Below are 19,096 nucleotides of genomic sequence, written 5' to 3' on the forward strand. Positions count from 1 at the left end.
CACAAGCATATAGTGAAGGTAGGTATAAACAAATGATCAACGACGCCAAATCATTGCGGATTCGTGCAAACGGGAGGACTTATGAAACATCTTAACCACAGTGTCCCGATATCCATGGTATATCCTATTTTAAAAACACTGGTACACAAAGGTTTTGACACGGAATCCTTTTTCAAAGACATCGATGTAGATACCTCCATCTTGGAGAACCCGGATGCCCGGATTCCCGTCACTGAATTGGAACGGATCATGCGGCGTGCTGCTGATTATGCAAACGATCCATACTTTGGATTAAACCAGGGTGGGCGGCTGGATTTTGCGGATTTAAGTCTGCCCGGATATGTTATGATGCACTCCAAAACGATTGGTGACGCACTTAGCGCGTACCAGCGGTATAACGATATTTTATATAGTGGATTTCAACTGGAGTGGAAGGTCGATGGACCGGATGTGATCATTCAGTTGTCTGTTGAAAATGAAGAAATCCCCATGTCTCGCCATTGCGTAGAGGATATGACTGTATCGGTATTACATCTGATCAACAAGCTGGCGAATCACCGGGCCGTGGTACGAGAAGTCCAATTCCGTCACGAAGCCCCTGTCGGGGCAGGTGACCTGTCTGTTTACGTGAACTCCCTTGGGGTCACTCCCGAGTTTGGTGTTACCCAAACCCTGCTGCGTCTATCCAAAGAGGTCCTGACGTTGCCCGTTTTATATTCGGATGCCAGGATGTTGAAGGTTTTCGAGTCGATGGCAGAGGAGACACGGGCAGACCTGTATGCCTCTCAGCCTTTCTCCAGCAAAGTAAGCCGTTGGATCACGGAGAGTCTGCCTTCCTTCTTCCCCACATTACAACACACGGCAGCACATCTCGGCGTGAGCATTCGCACACTCCAGAGCAGATTGCGTGAAGAAGGTACAACGTTTAACGAAATCTCCGTTCAGGTACGGAAGGAAATGGCACTACGTTACTTACAAAGAGGCAACTATGCTGTCGTCGATATCGCCTATGCCCTTCATTTTTCGGAACAAAGTGCCTTCCAGAATGCGTTCAAAAAGTGGACGGGACAGACCCCGGGTCAATACCGGGCTAATCTGGGGACTCGGCAGGGATAGGATCGCAACCCCATACCTAGACTTTAGTCTAGGATAAGTTTAACGCCAAAGACGGAGGTTCCCCTTTTCCAGTTCGTGGTATGCTGTATATAACGAAAGTGATGTTACATATTGCACGGATGGAAGATTCCATATTCAAAAGGAGAGAAATTATGGCTAAACGTACGATTCTTGCACCTGTCCTGATTTTGCTCGGTGTATACCTGATTCTGAATCAAGGCGGCACAATGGGCCCAGGCACAATCTTTGGTACTTTCTGGCCTACGTTATTTGTGATTCCGCTCGGACTGTTCTTCCACTGGTTATACTTCTCCATGATTGGCCGTGGCGTTGGATTGCTCGTTCCAGGCGGCTTGCTGCTGACCGTCGGTATTGTATGCCAGATCGCGATGCTGTTTGGTAACTGGGGTACGATGTGGCCGGGCTTCATTCTGGCGCCAGCGGTCGGTTTGTTTGAACTCTACTGGTTTGGCGGCAAAAATAAATGGTTGCTGATTCCGATTAATATTCTGACGGTTCTTTCCCTATTGTTCTTCACTGTCATGTCGATCGGTTCCGTACTGAGCAACATGAGCTATATTCAACCGTTTGTGGCCATTCTGCTGATTGTGGGCGGAGCGTATATCATCATGGGGCGCAAAAAGCCTATGTAGTGGCATGATATCCGATGAATTGGACGACTAGATTTCACTAAGCCACTCCGGGGACAGAACAACTGCGGATCGCTGTTACCCCCGGATTTTTTTGAGTCTTATATCACTTGAGAAAATCCGGTGGTAGCGTATGCTTCCGAAGTAGCTTTCTTCCAGAAAGCTTTCAGGCGAGCGCTTCGCTTCCTTCGTTTGTCCTGTCCCCTCCGTTAACGTGTAATCTCATATCCATCGAATATCGCACTTCAAAGCTATTGCTTTAGAGCAGGTAAAAGAAAAGGAACATCCCTGATCCATACGTGATCAAGGGATGTTTTTATTTATTTTTGTTGTTCTTATTAGGGTGAGACTGCCTGTTCATTGGGTTTCGATTGCATAGCTATATTGTATTTAATCCAGAAGAAAAGGATCAGAGGCAGGGCTGCGTTGGACGCGACAAAAAAAATCAGTGAAGGTATTCCGGCAAGTGGCATGTAGCTTATGCCTGTCACTTGAACGAACAACTGCTCGCCGTTTGGGCCGTCAGAGAACAGGATGGATGATGCCCCGTTCCAGCCTAGATGGCTTCCGACTGCAATAGCCATAGAACCGGATTTGGCATACGCATATGCCCAAACCAAACCCATGATAAAGGTGGTGGAAAATAGAATAATCATAACCGGGATGTTCCCGATCACACCGCTCGAGAACCAGTGATACACACCAAAAGCAACAGACGATAACACAACTCCCCATCGTACCCCCAGCCATTGAATCAGAAGCACAAGTAACGCGCCGCGAAATAATAACTCCTCGAACCATACTGATTTAAAATTCCACCAACTGGCTGTCAAAAAATCAGCCCAGTAATACTCGGGGTTTAGCTTCCAGTTTGACATGGTGACCAGAGATTCTGTCCAGTGAACTGCCGAGGAAACGAGGATACCCAAAAGTAAGGCTATCGCAAATTGCTGGAGACGTAGACCTGCCGGACGATACCCGAGCACAGACAACGGTTGCTTGATCGTGAAACGAAGCAAGAGCCAAGATAACAAAACAAGCACGATCATGCCTAACATCACGAACCTCCTTCCCACTTCATTGTAGTAAAACAATTGAATTCAAACATCACATCTACACCGTCAGAGTTTCCGTTCCGTTCTCTTTCATCCCGTTCCGTTCCCTCTATCCCGATATACTTTTCATATTCGGGGTTATGGGCTTTAGTACGCACGGGTGTAAATAAAGTTCCCAGCAATCCGAATTCTCGGAGCCCGCGCCGGAATAAATCCAACGTCAAATATCCCCTGAAGCCGCCAATATGCTCAGGGGTATTTGAGTTGCACTTGTTGTGTTCGTTGCAGTTCGCGCAGTTTGCGTAGACTGGAGGACAATTATTTACTATGCATCTTAAACTCCAGAAACAGGTCGTTATAATGCGATAGCATTTTTTTGCCCAGATTGTTGTAAACCTCCAGCTTGCTTGTCAGTGTCTCGTCTGGATAGAAGCGTTCATCCTGCGAGATATCTTCTGGCAACAGCTTAATTGCCTCCGCATTCGGTGTCGAGTATCCCACGTACTCTGCGTTGCGTGCAGCATGATCCGGGTCCAGCATAAAGTTGATAAACTGGTGCGCGCCGTCCACGTTTTTAGCTGTTTTCGGGATGACCATGCTGTCGAACCAGAGATTTGAACCTTCCTCCGGTACCTTGTAATCCAGCTTGTCGTTCTGATCCATAATCTCCGATGCATCCCCGGACCATACGAGTCCAACCGCGGCTTCTTCGTTCGCAAGCAACATTTTGATCTCGTCTCCAACGATGGCTCTTACGTTAGGAGTCAGGGTAGACAGCTTTTTGAGTGCAGCCTGAAGATGATCTTCATTCGTATCATTAAGTGAGTACCCCAGGCTATTCAGCCCCATACCGATGACCTCACGAGCACCATCGAGCAACAGGATCTGATTTTTCAAACGCGGGTCCCATAGGTCATTCCAGCTGTCAAATGTCAGGCCACCCACCAGTTCCGGGTTATACACAATACCAACGGTTCCCCAGAAATACGGGATAGAGAATTGGTTATCCGGATCATAGTTCAAGTTCAGGAACCGGGAATCGATGTTTTTCAGGTTAGGCAGCTTGTTGTGGTCAATCGGAACGAGCAGGTTCTCTTCTTTCATTTTGCTAATCGCATATTCAGAAGGAATCGCCACGTCAAACGTTGTGCCGCCCTGTTCAATCTTGGTCAGCATCGCTTCATTGGAATCAAACGTCTGATAGATGACCTTCATGCCAGATTCTTCTTCGAATTCCTTCAAAAGGTCAGGGTCGATATAATCACCCCAGTTGTAGATCGTCAGCGTGTTTCCACCGGAATATCCCTGACTTTTGTTCAGATACGAAGCCAGAATCATCAGGGCGAATGCAGCCACAAACACAAGTGCGAATGTCCGTACCAACTGTTTCATGGACGCAGCCCCTTTCCTCCGGCTGGAATGCGTGATGCACGGCGGTTAATGAAGTAATATCCAACCACCAGCAACACCGTGAGCAGGAACAATAGGGTAGACAACGCATTAATCGACAGCGACACCCCTTGCCTTGCTCTGGAGTAAATCTCCACAGAAAGCGTGGAGTAACCGTTCCCTGTCACAAAGAAGGTTACGGCAAAGTCGTCGAGCGAGTACGTCAAAGCCATGAAAAATCCAGCAAAAATACCGGGTTTCACGTAAGGCAGTACCACACGCGTTAGAATTTGCCATGAGCCCGCGCCCAAATCGCGAGCCGCATCCATCAAGGTTGGGCTCATCTCCTGCAGCTTCGGTAGCACCATGATGACCACAATCGGCACACTGAATGCGATATGGGACAGCAATACCGACGTAAAGCCAAGTTTGATGCCAATCATCGTAAACAAAATCAGGAATGATGCACCGATAATGACATCGGGGCTAACAATCAACACGTTGTTTAGAGATAACAGTGTGTTTTTGGTCCGTTTGCGACGTACATGATAAATCGCCAGTGCCCCTGCCACACCCAGAATGGTTGAGATCGCTGAGGACAACAGCGCGATAATAAACGTATTCAAGACAATAATGAGCAGCCGGGTGTCCGCAAAAACTTCTCTGTACCATTCCAGTGTGAAACCTTCGAACCCCCGCATATGGCCACCACTATTGAATGAATAGAAAATCAGATAGGCAATCGGCGCGTACAAAATGGCGAATACAACAGCCAGATAGACGTTAGACAGCTTTCCGTTTCTTCCCATTTCGCACCTCCTTCTTGCCTGATCCGGTCAGAAACATAATGACTGCCATCGCGATAATCAAAAAGACGGCAATCGTCGAACCCATGCCCCAGTCCTGGGTAACGAGAAAATGTTGCTCAATCGCTGTACCCAGCGTAATAACACGGTTCCCCGCAATGAGGCGGGTAATCATAAACAATGATAGCGCCGGGATAAATACGGCCTGACAGCCTGATTTCACTCCGCTGATCGTCAGCGGGAAGATCACACGACGGAACGTTAGCCACGATGAAGCGCCGAGATCCCGTGCAGCATAGATCAGGGACGGATTCATCTCCTCCAGCGCGTTAAAGATCGGCAGAATCATAAAGGGAATGAAGATGTACACCGAAACAAAGATAAAGCTGAAATCAGTGAACAAAATCTGTTGTGTCCCAATGCCCACCACTTCCAGCAGAGAGTTGGTCAGACCGTATGTGCCGAAAAGGCCAATAAAGGCGTACGCTTTTAACAACAGATTAATCCAGCTTGGCAAAATGATCAGCAGCAACCACAGCTGCTTATGCTTCGTCCGGGTCAGCATATACGCCGTTGGATACGAGATAAGTAGCGAGAACGCCGTAATCAGAAATGCATACCAGAATGAACTGAGCGTCATCTGCATATACACTGGCGTAAAGAACCGCGCATAGTTGCCAAGTGTGAAGTTACCCTCCACATCAAAGAACGAATAATAAATGACCAGCAGCACCGGCGCTACAACGAACAACACCATCCATAACACATAGGGAATCAGATACGCATTGCGCGTGCTGGCTTTAGTCTGCATGAGCGGCCTCTTGGTAAGCTTCGAGTCGTCTGTCGAACTCTTCCTCAGTTTCGTTAAAACGCATAACATGAATGGCTTCCGGGTCAAAATAAAGCCCGATGCGCGATCCGACGGCCGCTTTCTTCGTCGAATGAATCAACCATTCGTTGCCTGCGTCATCGTAGGTCGATATTTCGTAATGCACGCCGCGGAACAGCTGCGAATCCACCTTAACCTTAAGCTTGCCCTGCTCCTCGGTTGTGATCTCGAAGTCCTCCGGGCGGATGACGATCTCAACAGGCTCGTCAGGCTGCAAACCCTGATCGACACATTCATACTGAGCACCTGCAAACTCAACCACAAAGTCCTGCTTCATCTTGCCTGCCACGATATTCGACTCTCCAATAAAGTCCGCGACAAAGCGGTTAATCGGCTCATCATATATATCATTCGGCGTACCACTCTGCTGAATGACACCGCCGTTCAGGACAAAAATTTCATCGGACATCGCGAGTGCTTCTTCCTGGTCATGCGTGACAAAAATAAACGTAATGCCCAGCCGCTGCTGCAGCTCTCGCAACTCGTACTGCATCTCGGTACGCAGCTTCAGGTCGAGTGCCGACAAAGGCTCGTCCAGCAGCAGAATCTCAGGCTCGTTCACAATGGCGCGGGCAATCGCCACACGCTGGCGCTGTCCGCCGGACATCTCGCCAATCTCCCGGTTCTCATAACCGGACAGATTGACAAACTTGAGAGCCTCGAGCACTTTGCTACGAATCTCCGATGTTTTCATTTTTTTAATCCGCAAGCCAAAGGCTACGTTCTCGAATACATTCAAATGTGGAAATAACGCATAGTCCTGAAATACCGTATTCACCTGACGCTGATGCGCAGGAACCTTGTTAATCAATGCGCCGTTAAAATAAATGCTGCCCTCCGTCGGCTCCGCAAAGCCGGCAATCAGCCTTAATATCGTTGTTTTACCGCAACCGGACGGGCCGAGAAGCGTATAAAATTTCCCGCGTTCAATCTCAAAGCTGACAGCTTTTAATACAGCCTCATCCTGGTCATATTGCTGTGTCACCCGCTCGAACCGGATGATCGGTTGTTGTTCTGACATGCTTCACGTCGCCCCCTTATCCTTGGGTTTATCCTAAGAAACCTTACCTATTATACACGACTTTAATTAAGCCATATCTCGAATATGAATAATTTACCCCATTTTCTTTTGTTTTGAAAGGTCAAGCACGCACGTTACAGATATTAATAATATGGCAATAAATCTATTTTCTTATTAATTAGTCTTCTATACAAACGAATTAATAGATTCGGAATAGTATAACGTATATCCATCACAAGGAGGTATTCTTCATGGCTAACTACTTGTCCCCACACTCTCCAAAAAGTAAAGCTGCCAACAAAAGCAAACTGGTATCCAAAAACCGCGCAAAAAACAAATCTAAAAACAACGCAGGTAACACAAGCAAGTCAGAGCATATCCAGGAAACTGTCGTTAACGTCATTCTGCCTGAATCTAAAGAGAAAGATACACATCACCACCACCATCATCCACACAATCATCATCACCATCACTGCAATCCTTACTGGTAATCTATCTATTTCAATATCTTAGCCTGTCCATGTGAATTGATAGATTCAAAAAAATAAAACGTATATTAATGAAGGAGGCTTTACCATGACTAACTTCTTCTCACCGCTCTCTCCAAAAAGCAAAGCTGCCAACAAAAGCAAACTCATCTCTAAAAATCGTGCGAAAAACAAATCTAAAAACAATGCAGAAAACACAAACCATGCAACACATATTCAAAAAACCGTTGTTAACGTTGTTATACCTGACCACGAAAATAAACACCCTCACCATCATCACTGATGGGAAACCCTGTTCAGCATTGATATAAATTTCGCAGCATAAGTCTCACAAGAAGACGTAGCAGTTACATCTGCTACGTTCCTTTTTGAGTTATTTTAGTTTTTCGAAGTGATTCAAAAAGAATGAATGATGCCGGGACTCCATATCATGGAGTTGAGGTGAGGAAGACCATGGAAATGCGTCGTAATTTACCCCTTTTGATGAGTGTCTGTTTTCTTAGCCAGATGGGGGGATTTATGATTCTGCCCCTCTTTCCGGTATATATCGACCAACTTGGCCTATCTGGCTGGGAGATGGGATTCATTTTCGGATTGTTCTATTTAGGTAAAGTAGCCGGCGGGCTCCCTGCCTCTGCTCTCTATCGCCATGTAGGGGTCAAAATATCTCTCGTCCTTATGTTACTGATGCTCGCCATATGTACAGCTGGTTTTGCCATTGCCTCTACGCCCCTGTTCCTTGGCCTGTTGCGGCTATTGCAAGGAATGGCTTCAACCGGGCTGACCGTCATCGTACGCTCCATCATCAGTGACGGAGGAAATAGCGATAACCGGGGACTATACAACGGATACATCAGTAGTAGTGAGGGCGGGGGCATGATCCTGGGGCCGGTCATCAGCGGCTGGCTTACGCTCCACGTACCGCTGTCCGTTCCGTTCTGGCTGGTTGCATGCTGTTGTCTGATCGCCATGGTTGTTGTTATGGGTATGCAAAACAAAACAACGTATGGATCATCTGGCTCAATACCCATTCTAGAGTCGAAGGATAGTGAAGTTCTCTCTTCGGCTCCTGCAGATCAAACTTCACGTCAAGAAAAGATTGCTCAGGAGTATGCCTCCAATAATACACAGTCTCGCCCAAGTAATGGCACAGGTCTTATTCCTGTCCCACTTACAGGATACATAACGGTGCATGTCCTGGAGATGAGTGCCTATGCCGTTTTCTTGACGTATTTTGCACTCTATGCAACTCAAATCATGCAGTGGGATACCTTCTCTGCCAGTCTGGCCTTTACCATAGCCGGAATTTCTACGCTTGCGGCTGCCCCTTTTGTCGGTTTTCTCTCCGACCGCTTGGGTGATCGGCTCCTGATGTGCATGCTGGGCATGTTCCTGATCGGGGTTGAAGTCATTGTTTTTCTAAGTACTTCTGTCCACCTCTGGGTGTACATTGGCATGTTCGTCGGTGGCATTGGCGGGGCTTGTTACATGGATTCCTTTTTTGCACATATTGGGGATCACACTCCTGAAGTGAATCGAAGCTCTGTCATTGGTAAAATTGTCTCGTCTGCGGAGATCGGCTCTATGGTATCTCCTCTACTCGCAGCACTTCTGATGGAGACCTTGTCTCTATATGCTGTATTTGTCTTTAATCTTGTTCTGATCGCGGCAGCCATAGCCGTTCAAGCCATCATGCGAAGCAGGTATCGGATGAAAGAGAGCTGAGAAGACTGCTTTAAAAAATAAAACCCGCTCAAACAAATTAATGTGCAAACGGGCATTTCATTGGTGTATTCCCTGCCTGTGACTGTTTGGCTTCATCGGACGCATGCTCTCGGTCGTTTTGATGATCCATATTCTCATGGTGCTTATGGTGCTTATGGTGTTGCTCACTGATACCGACATCTGCGGCAACAGCCATCCCATCTTGAAACCTGTATGCAGGGGCCTGATGAAAAAAGTTCGGCTTCACAATCTCATTCCGATAGGAACTGTGAAAAATATGAGTAGTGGCTGGGGACACTGGTGGAATCAGCCACACCCAGTCTCCGGTCAGCTCGCGTCCAGCCTTTTCTTCCCGCTGTTCAAACAGAGCAAACTGTGATGCAGCTGTATGGTGGTCCACGATACTCACACCGGCCTTCTTAAATGAATGTAGCACAGCCACATTAAGCTCCACCAGTGCCCGATCTCTCCACAGTGTCGTTTCACTCGACGTGTTTAACCCTAGTGCAGCAGCTACATCTGGCAACTTGTTATATCGGAATGTATCGGCAAAGTTTCTCGCTCCGATCTCCGTTTCCATATACCAACCGTTAAACGGCGCAGCCGGGTAGTTAATGCCTCCGATCTCGACCCGCATATCCGCAATCATTGGCACACCGTACCAACGCAGGCCGAGTTCAGCAATCTCCACTCGCTCCGGGTGCTCAATCTGCACTTCGATGATCTCCTGCTCTGGTATTACATACCACTCTGGGGCCTGTCCTTGAGCTTGAATAATGATCGGCAACACATCATAATCGCCTCCAGCTCCCTGCCAGCCGAGGGAATTGGCCGCTTTGGTCAGTTCAATGGAAGCAGGATCACCCACAATGCCTTGCGCTGTCTCATATCCAGCATAACGGATCAACTGATGATTCCAGATACGGATGGGGGCTCCAACTGGGCCTTCTGGCGGCAAGAGGGTAATCGTCGGGATGATCTTGCCGCCGTTTGAAGCGTTATGGATATGATCCAGTACGGCCTGCGCAGCCACTCCTGCGGTATCAGCATGACGTGCATCCACAATGCGCAGCTTGTCCCAAAACAGCCGCCCGATACAGCGGTTGCTGTTCCGCCATGCCATTTTGCAGCCATGTTCCAGTTCCTCTGCAGTATGGGTATAGGTTCCCGTTTTGTCCATCTCTTGCTTAATGGCAATAAGCCGGGCCTCTGCGTCTTTACGCGTATGGCCCAGCTCTTCATAACTAGTATATATAAACCGTTCAGCTTCTTCCTGCAATCGATCCAGGTCTGTCCGCATTTCTCATTCCACCATTCTGTACATCTTGAATGCCATTATTATACGGGAAGCACACCGGATTTGTAAGCGAACGGGACGTTTGTTCACGGACTCTACATATCGTTGTCAGGACACAGGTTAGCCTAGATTATTTGCCCAAAAATGCGTTTAACATCCAGATCTCTTTATCTAGCGCAGCAGTGAATCCGATCATCATGTCTTCAGTCGCATTGTCTTCAACTTCTCCAGCTTCATGAATGCCTTGGCGAATCACATCAAGCATTGCATTCAGATCGGCAACAACATGTTCAACCATCTCTTCAGCAGACAGTTGTCCTTGTGCCTCCACAATTGGGGACAGGCGAAGTTGTTCTGCAATCGTTGCTACAGGACGACCACCAATGGTCAGAAGACGCTCAGCAACCTCGTCCATATTCGCTGTAGCCAGGTTGTACAGTTCTTCAAATTTGGCGTGAAGGGTGAAGAAGTGTGGTCCTTTGACATACCAATGGAAGTTATGCAACTTCGTGTAAAGGACAGACCAACCTGCGATCTGACGGTTCAATACCTCTTGAAGTTTAGCTGTGTTTGTTACAGAAGTGTTTGGGTTAGTTTGGATTGTACTCATGGAATTTATCCCCTTTCGAAAATCTCATTTTAGTTTTGTTTGTCGTATGATTTGTTTGGAATCGCTTCGTTATTCTTTTTTTAATTTAGACTTAATCTAAATCTTGTTTTAATTATAACACTGGCTATATACTTTGAAAAGAGCTTTGGCCCCTCTTCCAAATGAAGATTCCATGAAGCCGGGCTTCATGATGAACTTTTGGCTGCTTCCACTATGAACAAGGCTGCTCATGTAGTTATACCGCCAACCTTACCGACCTTCAGTGAACATTCTCACACGTCTGAGTGAAAACAAAAAACAGCCCTTCATCTGCAATCACAGATGACAGGACTGAATGCCTTGTTAGAACCTGATCATTATTTAGTTAATTCTAAGAAGTGCTTCGATTCCCCGAGTTCCCGCCTATGAACGAACCTGTTCAAACGTAAGAAGATGACTGATTTCCTCGTAGTTCCGTGCCGTAAAATGAGGTTCATGATCTGATTCGGGCGATACCTCACGGTGATTAAACCAGATGATCTTCCAGCCTGCATCCACCGCTCCGGCAACATCGTTGCGCCACGAATCTCCAATATAGTAGCTATGATCAGCTGTTGTTCCTGTCTGCTTGTTCACATGCTCAAACAGTCTGCCGTCCGGTTTCGCATAACCGACTTCACCGGAAATAAAGACCAGTTGCTCGTCCACCAGACCGAACACATCTAGCGCTTCTAACTTACGCCGTTGATGCTGACCTTCTCCATTCGTAATCAGCCCCACCGTATGTCCCTCCGCTTGAAGTCTGCGAATAAGATCATATGCTCCTTGGAAGGGAGTAATCTCAAACTGTCTGCTCAAATACCTTCGTTGCAGTTCTTGCGCTTGTCCAAGCTGCAGATCAATCCCAAAATCAGCCATCGTTAGCTCGAATCTACGGCATCTCATACGCTCTACTGCATCTGGTTCGGGAACCGCCGAAAGATCTTCCTGTGCAGACAGCCAGTCGCTGTAATAGCGAAATCGATGATACGCCAGCGCATAATCAAACGATTCCGGCAATCCGAGCACTTCCTCCAATGCTCCCCGAAGCGGCTGTAAGTGATCATATAAGGTATCATCTAGATCGAAAAATATGGCTTTAGTTGTATTATTGCTCTCCATCATGGATGCTTCCCCCTGCTTCTAATCTGCTCTCAAGTCAAACTGTTCTCTTATTACTACTATATATGTAGTGGAGAAGTCCGTCCAAACCCACTTAGATGATTTTACGTAAAAATGCCCCCTACTTACCACCCATCGTGGTGAAGTGAGAGAGCATTCTTAATTAAATCTCTGGAGATGCCCGGGGAGGTACTCCTTGAACGACATCATCGGATTTAACGTACATCACCAGAATCGGCTGGCTACACTGGAAGTATTCAAACCGATGTACTGGACATATCTCTTGCTGAGCGTTTCTCGGTGCGAACCAGACTAAAGACCAGATAGACCAATACCACCATTTGCGGCACGAAGGTCTCCCATGTAGGATACATGCCAAGCCAGCTTAGGGCAGGCAACTCATGTGCCACATGTGCAGGAAGCGTGGCCGATACCTGCAGGGCATGAATACTCTCGCCCAGAAAACGAAAGACCAGATAATAGATCAATAGCGTAGCCGTGAGGAAAAACCAGCGCACCGGTAGGCGCACGCTGAACTGAATAATCGCTATGGCCAGAATAACCAGGATCACCAAGGCTATGCCCACCCCCATGAACAAATGGGATAGCTGAATGGAAGGAGCCATGCCGATGTAGAATATAGCCGTTTCCGCACCTTCTCTTAATATGGCAAGACCAGCGACGGCAAACAAAGACCATAAACTTCCGCGTGCAAGGGCTCCTCCAACCTGGCGTTCTACATAACTGTTCCATGAGCGGGCGTTTGATTTGTTATGCATCCATTGTCCAACGGTCAACATCAGAACCACTGCCGCAAGACCCGTATACCCTTCAATCATCTCGCGTGTACTGCCTGAAGACGCCGCAGCCAGCAGCAGTGTTAGCACCACAGCCAGCCCTACACTCAAGAGCAAGCCGCTACCCGCCCCAGCCCAAATCCATCGCCGCGCAGCAACTTGCCCGCTCTTCTTGGCATAGGCCAGCAAAGCAGCCAGTACCAGAATCGCCTCCAGTCCTTCACGGAGAAGAATTAAAGCCGCATCCCATGCAGTATAAGACGTTGTTTCCGTTAAAGGTTCCAACCGCTCTATCATGCGGGATACCACCACTGTTGCTTTCGATGTATTCGGGGGACTGGAGACCAGGTAGCCGGATGCTTCCGTCATCTCATTCTCGATTGCGGTATACGATGCAGGCGAAGAGATCTGCACCTGTCCTTCGACGGAAGGCCAAGCAACAATAAACTGTTCCATGCCTGTAGCCGCTCCGGGGCTATCCCCGGCCTGAATCTGCTGTTGCACCTGTTCCAGCAATTGCAGCAGATCAGCCAGCGATGCAGAACCAGCGTTGACTGCTTCTTTATCCAGTTCCCCATCCTTGAGTGTCCCCATACTGTAATCCGTCAGAAGCGTCACCATTTCGTTCATTTGCTGGATGGCCTGTGTTTCCTTGCGCGGTTCGGCTTGCATGGCAATCCGAATCAGGCTCATCTGTTTCTCAAGCTGGCTGTATACGCCAAAATGGTCCTTGCGAATCGGTGCTTCCGTACCTTTCCAGGCAGTAACGATTCGTTTATACGTGCGCTCTGCCAGTGGCCAGTCTCCGTTTTGCATCGCGACAAGACTGCTGCGGGAATCCGGAAGTAAACGTGTTGCCGCCTTCCGGCCTGCGTCACTGCCGCCTTCCCCACTTTGGAAGGCTTCTACGTATGCATTGACTGCTCTTGCAAGGTCTGCCAGTGCACTTTTGGCTGCGTCGGCATCGCTACCCTTCAACACATCTTGAACCTTGGTGAGTGCATCGTTAATGGTAGTAGTTAAACCTGCGATCTGCTCTGCATTTTGCTCCGGTTTCAGTTGTCCGGCCTGCTGCCATAACACCTGAAAATCGGATACATCCCGAATGGCATCTTCCAGCTTGCCCTGTCCTGCTTCCACCAGCGCGCTTCCTACCGGAGGAAGCAGAGCATGCAACTGATCCGTTTTCGCGCTTTCCTGTGGTACAGCGGACGCAGCTGCAGCTGACGCATATGAAGCATTTCCAGAAGCATAAGCAGTAGTCTCCTCAAAGGCAAGGATGCGTCCACCAAAAACATAATCAACATGTTTGAACAGGCCTCCTCCCATCCATGAAAAAGAATAGATGAGGCCAACGAGTAAAGATAATGTAATGCGTAATGGTAATGTGATGCGTAGCAATCTCATATCGTTTTGCCCCTTAATCCGTGAACATTTGGATGTGGATTTCGATGTAAACTCATCAGCATTAGAACAATGTCTCCCCGATATATCCACCCTGTTTGCATCCGGGAAAACAGGCAAAGACGGCACTACCCACATGCACCGTATATTCATTCAGCTTGTCACTCTTCGCCAGCCGTGTCTGGATCGGGATGAACTGCTTGTCCATATCCCGTTGGTAGCTAATAAACAGCAAGCCTGCGTCGAGCTGGCCTGTTTTGGCATCGAGGCCGCTCGAATACGAGTACGAGCGGCGCAAGATCTGTTGACTCCCGTCTCCCTTGGCGAGCCGCAGATGCGATGTTGCCGGGATTAAGGGCTGTCCATCGGTGGATCTCGCCTGCAGATCCACCGGGTCGAATTCTCCACGGCTGCCAATCGGCGCGCCGCTATCACGGTGGCGACCAAACGTCGCCTCCTGATCCTTCAAGGTGGAGCGGTCCCAGACCTCCACACGCATGCGCACCCGGCGGACGGCCATGTAGCTGCCGCCGGCCATCCACCCCGGACCGTCACTCGGCTGCGCCCAGACGGTCTGGTCCATGAGAACGGCATCCGTAGTATCCGGATTGCCGGTGCCGTCTTTGAAGCCGAGCAGATTGCGCGGTGTTCCACCCGCGGGGGCGGCTCGGCCTGTGCGCTGGAAGCCCTCCTGGGTCCAGCGCAGCACCGCATGCCCTCGCGCAATACGCGCGAGGTTGCGGATCGCATGGAAGGCGACCTGCATATCGTCTGCGCAGACTTGCACGCACAGGTCGCCACCACACCACTTCGGGTCCAGCGCATCCCCGGCAAATGCCGGCAGGTCGCGCAGTCCCCGCGGCTTCGGTCCCTTCAAGCCGAAGCGCCCGTCAAACAAAGACGGCCCCACACCAAACGTCAACGTGGTACGTGACGGTGTCAGGCCTGCCGCCTCCCCCGTATCGGTGGGGGGCGTATTCAGCGTGGTGTTGTGCTCGCCGATCATCTGTCCGGAAGCCATGGCAGCCGAGGCTGCCGTCCAGTCCCGGAACAGACGGCGAAGCTCTTCCACGCTGCCTGCGGTAACGTCAAACGCCGCAAAGCAGATAAAATCCTGCGCGGGCGTAATAATACCTGCCTGATGCTTGCCATAGAAAGGCAATCCCTTATCAGCCGCCGCAGGTTCTACAGCGGCGACAGAAGAGCCTTTGCGGCCCAGCGCCATCAGTCCGCCTGCACCGCCCCCACCAATAAGCAGACCAAGCCCGGCTACGCCGGTCAGCTTCAACATCTCACGCCGTGACAACGGCTTTTTCAGCGAATCCTGCTTGTTCTCCGTCATCGTTCTACACTCCCAGTACCTGTCCCATATTGGACAGCGGCTCCGCGAGCGCATCGAGATTCTGGCTTAGCTTGCGCACATCCTCATCCTTCAACTTCTTGTAAGAAACGTACCCGTCACCTTCCTTGAACGGAGCCAGTTCTTTCTCCAGCGCATCGAATCGATCCGCAATCTGTTGGTTCAACTCTTTGTCCTTGGATGCCAGATCATCCTGCAGCAAGTTGTAAATCTCGCGTGCTCCTTCTACATTGGCCGCAAAATCATACAGATCCGTATGCGAATACCGCTCCTCTTCCCCGGTCACCTTGCTGGAAGATACTTCGTTCAGCAGTTCGACCGCACCCGTGACCATCAGACTTGCATCGATATCCATCGTTTCCACTTTAGCCCGTAGCAGCTTCGCATCACTGAGCAGTGTGTCTGCATATTCGCTCATGCCGTCGGTTGTTTTGTCTGCCCATAATGCTTTCTCAATTCGGTGAAAACCACGCCAGTCTGCAGCTTCAACGTCACCATCACGTGCATCAATGTTAGGGTCCAGATCACCTAGCGCCTCCGCTACCGGTTCAATCCGTTCATAATACATACGTGCCGGGGCATATAACGACTTGGCCTTTTCCAAGTCTCCAGCCTTCACCGCATCCGTAAACTTCTCGGTTTCCTTCACAAACGCATCAATCTGCTCTACGGCAAATGTACGATATCCCTCTACCGCAACAGAGTAATCTGCAACAGTTGCCTCTTGGCCTCCCTTGCTTGTATCCTGAGATGCTGTTTGAGCTTCACTCGTTACAGCTGTCTTCTCAGATGCCTTGTTCAAAGCCGCTCCATCATTGCCACACGCTGCAAGCAGCACCGAAGTCACCATCACGACAGCTGGCAAAGTCACACTTTTTCTCATTCTCAACACGAACACTCCCCTATGAACGCAGTAATTAGGCAACAAACCCTTAAAATAATCCTTTACCGATACAGGAACGTCGAGCAGACATACAAATATCGCTCTTGACCCTAGCTTTTAATTGATAATGATTATCAATTTCGATAATGACATCATAATTCCGCCCCATCTTTATGTCAATATGAAAATATGGCAGGTTATTACTCCTGTTTCATTAGGTTTATTTTGGGTATTTAATTCTGCGATCCATAGACAAAGTTCGTCATAGAACGTTAAAATGAGACACAATGTTAACTTGTTCCATAATTTAAGAAATTGGAGGCTTATGAACATGAAATGCCAAGTATGTAATCATGAAAATGGAGATGCCCAGTTTTGCGAGAAGTGCGGCTCTAACCTGACGGGAACCCATGCTTCTTCTGATCCTGTGGATTCCGTAACACGCACAGATTCAGCTTCCGCTGACTCGGAATACACGCATTGGTCCAGCAACAAGGAATCTGCTTCTCACCAACCAGAACCTACACGCTCTTCTTCGGTTTCACCTGTACCATCGCTTGTAAAAGAAACAGCAACGGTACATTCCAGTAATCATGAAGCTCCTGATCACGATACTAACCAAGGTAGCGCAGGAAATCAGTGGAACAACTTCGTTCAGAATGAAAAAGTACAGCAAGCCAAAGAAGTAAGCAAACAATACCTGACCTATTTCCTCAGCGTACTGGCTCGTCCGTATCAATCGATGAAAACCGTCGGTGAACAGCATGCCCTGAATGGGTGGCTAACGATGGCATTGTTTGCTGTATTAACCTCTACATATGTTCTGATCACATTTGGCCGCCTCGGTGCGGAAGGCATATTTGTTAGCGGATTTTTGCGCCCGCTCCTGTTTTCAGCTATTATTCTGATTGCTGCTGTTGCGCTCATCTATGGTGTACTTAAGCTGGAACGGATTACGTTCCGTCCCAAAATTCTGGTTGCCCAGTTCGGAACCTTGCTGGTCCCTGCAATCGCTACGCTTCTGCTCGCTAACTTGATGATTGTGATCTCCTACTCGTTCGCGATCTCCCTACTGGTGCTGTCGTATATTATGGTGTTTGTTGCGATGAATACGGTGCTGTTCCAGCATCCGCTCAATCGGACCAAAGCTGCCATTGACAGCACGTACAGCGTGTTGATTGTGAATGCTGTATTGTTTTACTTAATGTATCGTTTGTTATTTTCGACTATAGCTGGCTTACTTAGCCCGTTATTCTCGCCGTTTGGACGCTTGTAAATTCGTTTCTTCTACTCAAGATTGCTGAAATGGAGACTTCCCCCGATTGTGGAGGGAGTCTTTTTCATTTGCGAAAGGCAACATTGCGCGGATCATATTCCATACACTATAATGTGTAGTGTAAAAAATATGTTTGTATTTACTTATATGAGCCAGCATTTAGTTGAAGTAACTTTGCTCTACTGTTTTTTCTTTGTTTCTTGCTTGGTTTTTAATGTTATTAGCTTGTCTGTAAGTTTTCTTTATGTTGCTTCACCTTCAACACTACAATATGTAGTGTAACTATTCATTATTTGTTGACGAAAGCGGAGGAATTCGAATGGACATGACCCACATGGATCATATGCAAATGGAACAACAAACGGGGACCTCATATCTATGGCTGATTGTTGGAGCCGCCCTGCTGCTACTCTCGATTGCCGCCTATATCTGGGCATCACGTACGCGCGGCAAAATTCTTAGCCACATGAAAAAGAATGAGCGAGCAGCTATTCAGAAGAAAAGCCGCTCGCTCCGGCTCACAGCACATGCCTTGATCGCTGTATCCATCGTAGCCTTCGGCGTATTTTTCCTTCAAGGTGCCGGAAAGACATACGATGTAGCCGACCTCCCGAACAATGCAACCATCGATGTGACGGATGACAAATATTATGGAGCTACCCATACCGAGGAGCCGATCCAGTATGAAATGAAAATACCAACCTCGGGGCCACATAATCCACATGATATCCAATTTGGCTTTTATACCGACTTTCCCGGGTATCCTTATCTGGTTCACAACATGGAGCATGGGGACATCATCATCTATTATCGTGAAAATGCCAGTGATGAACTGAAGGAACATCTCCAATATCTCGCAAAATTTCGCCAAGCCGGGTCAGGCATTCTTGCCGTACCCAACAAAGATATTCCTGACGGCAGCGAGGTCGTTGTGACCGCCTGGACCAAAACAATGAAGCTGGACAAGTTTGATGATGCCAAGGTAGGTACGTTTATCCATCGTTACATCAATCAGGGGCCTGAGAAGATCCCGCCATCCATTCGCCAAGGCGGCGGAACAATGTAGCTTAGCAAATTTAAATGTAACGATCTCCAGAAACCTTATCTTCTGAAAAAGGAGTGCTTAAGCTCAAAAAAAATCCTTTTGAGCAAAATAAGGTCTTTCAGGAATCGTTACATTTTCAACTGTT

At 48.4% G+C, this 19,096-nt stretch carries 19 protein-coding genes; 7 read left to right on the plus strand and 12 right to left on the minus strand.

Features of this window, described 5'->3' with window-relative positions; genetic code table 11:
- The first annotated feature begins 81 nt into the window (after positions 1–81).
- A complete protein-coding gene (locus tag ACT89M_RS26385; protein ID WP_308722670.1) occupies positions 82–1,116 on the plus strand; it encodes an AraC family transcriptional regulator in 1,035 nt (344 codons plus the stop codon).
- Positions 1,117–1,268: 152 nt separating this feature from the next.
- Entirely contained in the window at positions 1,269–1,769 is a 501-nt protein-coding gene (locus tag ACT89M_RS26390; RefSeq protein WP_154890251.1) for a hypothetical protein, read from the plus strand.
- 335 nt (positions 1,770–2,104) lie between these two features.
- Here the strand turns inward: ACT89M_RS26390 and ACT89M_RS26395 are convergent, their stop codons facing one another.
- The 6 genes from ACT89M_RS26395 to ACT89M_RS26420 all read right to left on the minus strand — a co-directional run bounded on the left by ACT89M_RS26395 (position 2,105) and on the right by ACT89M_RS26420 (position 6,926).
- Positions 2,105–2,824, minus strand: a complete 720-nt coding sequence (locus ACT89M_RS26395) for a CPBP family intramembrane glutamic endopeptidase (RefSeq protein WP_487344901.1) — start codon at positions 2,822–2,824, stop codon at positions 2,105–2,107.
- Positions 2,824–3,039, minus strand: coding sequence for a hypothetical protein (locus tag ACT89M_RS26400; RefSeq protein WP_487344902.1), 216 nt, complete (start codon positions 3,037–3,039; stop codon positions 2,824–2,826). Before ACT89M_RS26400 ends, ACT89M_RS26395 begins: the two co-directional genes overlap by 1 nt.
- A 100-nt stretch (positions 3,040–3,139) precedes the next feature.
- The gene (locus ACT89M_RS26405; protein ID WP_487344903.1) at positions 3,140–4,213 is read right to left on the minus strand and encodes an ABC transporter substrate-binding protein; all 1,074 of its coding nucleotides are present in this window, start codon (positions 4,211–4,213) and stop codon (positions 3,140–3,142) included.
- On the minus strand, positions 4,210–5,019 hold the full coding sequence (locus ACT89M_RS26410; protein ID WP_090924111.1) for an ABC transporter permease: 810 nt from the start codon (positions 5,017–5,019) through the stop codon (positions 4,210–4,212). Before ACT89M_RS26410 ends, ACT89M_RS26405 begins: the two co-directional genes overlap by 4 nt.
- Entirely contained in the window at positions 4,994–5,827 is an 834-nt protein-coding gene (locus ACT89M_RS26415) for an ABC transporter permease (RefSeq protein WP_090924110.1), read from the minus strand. The genes ACT89M_RS26410 and ACT89M_RS26415 overlap by 26 nt, the downstream gene beginning before the upstream one ends.
- Positions 5,817–6,926 carry an ABC transporter ATP-binding protein gene (locus ACT89M_RS26420; RefSeq protein WP_090924109.1) on the minus strand — a complete coding sequence of 370 codons (1,110 nt, stop codon included), beginning with the start codon at positions 6,924–6,926 and terminating at the stop codon, positions 5,817–5,819. The genes ACT89M_RS26415 and ACT89M_RS26420 overlap by 11 nt, the downstream gene beginning before the upstream one ends.
- 251 nt (positions 6,927–7,177) lie before the next feature.
- Here ACT89M_RS26420 and ACT89M_RS26425 point away from each other — a divergent pair, with 251 nt between their 5' ends.
- The 3 genes from ACT89M_RS26425 to ACT89M_RS26435 all read left to right on the plus strand — a co-directional run bounded on the left by ACT89M_RS26425 (position 7,178) and on the right by ACT89M_RS26435 (position 9,139).
- Positions 7,178–7,417, plus strand: coding sequence for a hypothetical protein (locus tag ACT89M_RS26425; protein WP_487344904.1), 240 nt, complete (start codon positions 7,178–7,180; stop codon positions 7,415–7,417).
- A gap of 85 nt (positions 7,418–7,502) precedes the next feature.
- Positions 7,503–7,697 carry a hypothetical protein gene (locus ACT89M_RS26430; protein ID WP_090924107.1) on the plus strand — a complete coding sequence of 65 codons (195 nt, stop codon included), beginning with the start codon at positions 7,503–7,505 and terminating at the stop codon, positions 7,695–7,697.
- Positions 7,698–7,897: 200 nt separating this feature from the next.
- Complete coding sequence (locus tag ACT89M_RS26435; protein WP_487344905.1) at positions 7,898–9,139, plus strand: MFS transporter; 1,242 nt, start codon at positions 7,898–7,900, stop codon at positions 9,137–9,139.
- A gap of 37 nt (positions 9,140–9,176) precedes the next feature.
- Here ACT89M_RS26435 and ACT89M_RS26440 read toward each other — a convergent pair whose 3' ends face one another.
- The 6 genes from ACT89M_RS26440 to efeO form a co-directional block, all read right to left on the minus strand.
- Entirely contained in the window at positions 9,177–10,439 is a 1,263-nt protein-coding gene (locus ACT89M_RS26440; protein ID WP_487344906.1) for a nitric oxide synthase oxygenase, read from the minus strand.
- Between the two features lie 127 nt (positions 10,440–10,566).
- Entirely contained in the window at positions 10,567–11,046 is a 480-nt protein-coding gene (locus ACT89M_RS26445; RefSeq protein ID WP_154959454.1) for a Dps family protein, read from the minus strand.
- Positions 11,047–11,448: 402 nt separating this feature from the next.
- Entirely contained in the window at positions 11,449–12,186 is a 738-nt protein-coding gene (locus tag ACT89M_RS26450) for an HAD family hydrolase (RefSeq protein WP_308722784.1), read from the minus strand.
- A gap of 257 nt (positions 12,187–12,443) precedes the next feature.
- Entirely contained in the window at positions 12,444–14,390 is a 1,947-nt protein-coding gene (locus tag ACT89M_RS26455) for an FTR1 family iron permease (RefSeq protein WP_487344907.1), read from the minus strand.
- A 61-nt stretch (positions 14,391–14,451) separates the two neighbouring features.
- Positions 14,452–15,729 (minus strand): iron uptake transporter deferrochelatase/peroxidase subunit, encoded by a 1,278-nt coding sequence (gene efeB / locus ACT89M_RS26460; protein WP_487344908.1) that lies wholly within the window; start codon positions 15,727–15,729, stop codon positions 14,452–14,454.
- A 4-nt stretch (positions 15,730–15,733) separates the two neighbouring features.
- The gene (gene efeO, locus ACT89M_RS26465) at positions 15,734–16,630 is read right to left on the minus strand and encodes an iron uptake system protein EfeO (protein WP_308722783.1); all 897 of its coding nucleotides are present in this window, start codon (positions 16,628–16,630) and stop codon (positions 15,734–15,736) included.
- Between the two features lie 331 nt (positions 16,631–16,961).
- Between efeO and ACT89M_RS26470 the strand changes: the two genes are divergently transcribed.
- Together ACT89M_RS26470 and ACT89M_RS26475 are read left to right on the plus strand one after the other, a co-directional pair.
- A complete protein-coding gene (locus ACT89M_RS26470; protein WP_308722665.1) occupies positions 16,962–17,906 on the plus strand; it encodes a zinc ribbon domain-containing protein in 945 nt (314 codons plus the stop codon).
- 334 nt (positions 17,907–18,240) lie between these two features.
- Positions 18,241–18,972: a DUF3105 domain-containing protein gene (locus ACT89M_RS26475; protein ID WP_222592179.1), complete on the plus strand. Its 732-nt coding sequence runs from the start codon at positions 18,241–18,243 to the stop codon at positions 18,970–18,972.
- Positions 18,973–19,096: the final 124 nt, after the last annotated feature.

The sequence above is a fragment of the Paenibacillus sp. NN59 genome, assembly GCF_057597225.1.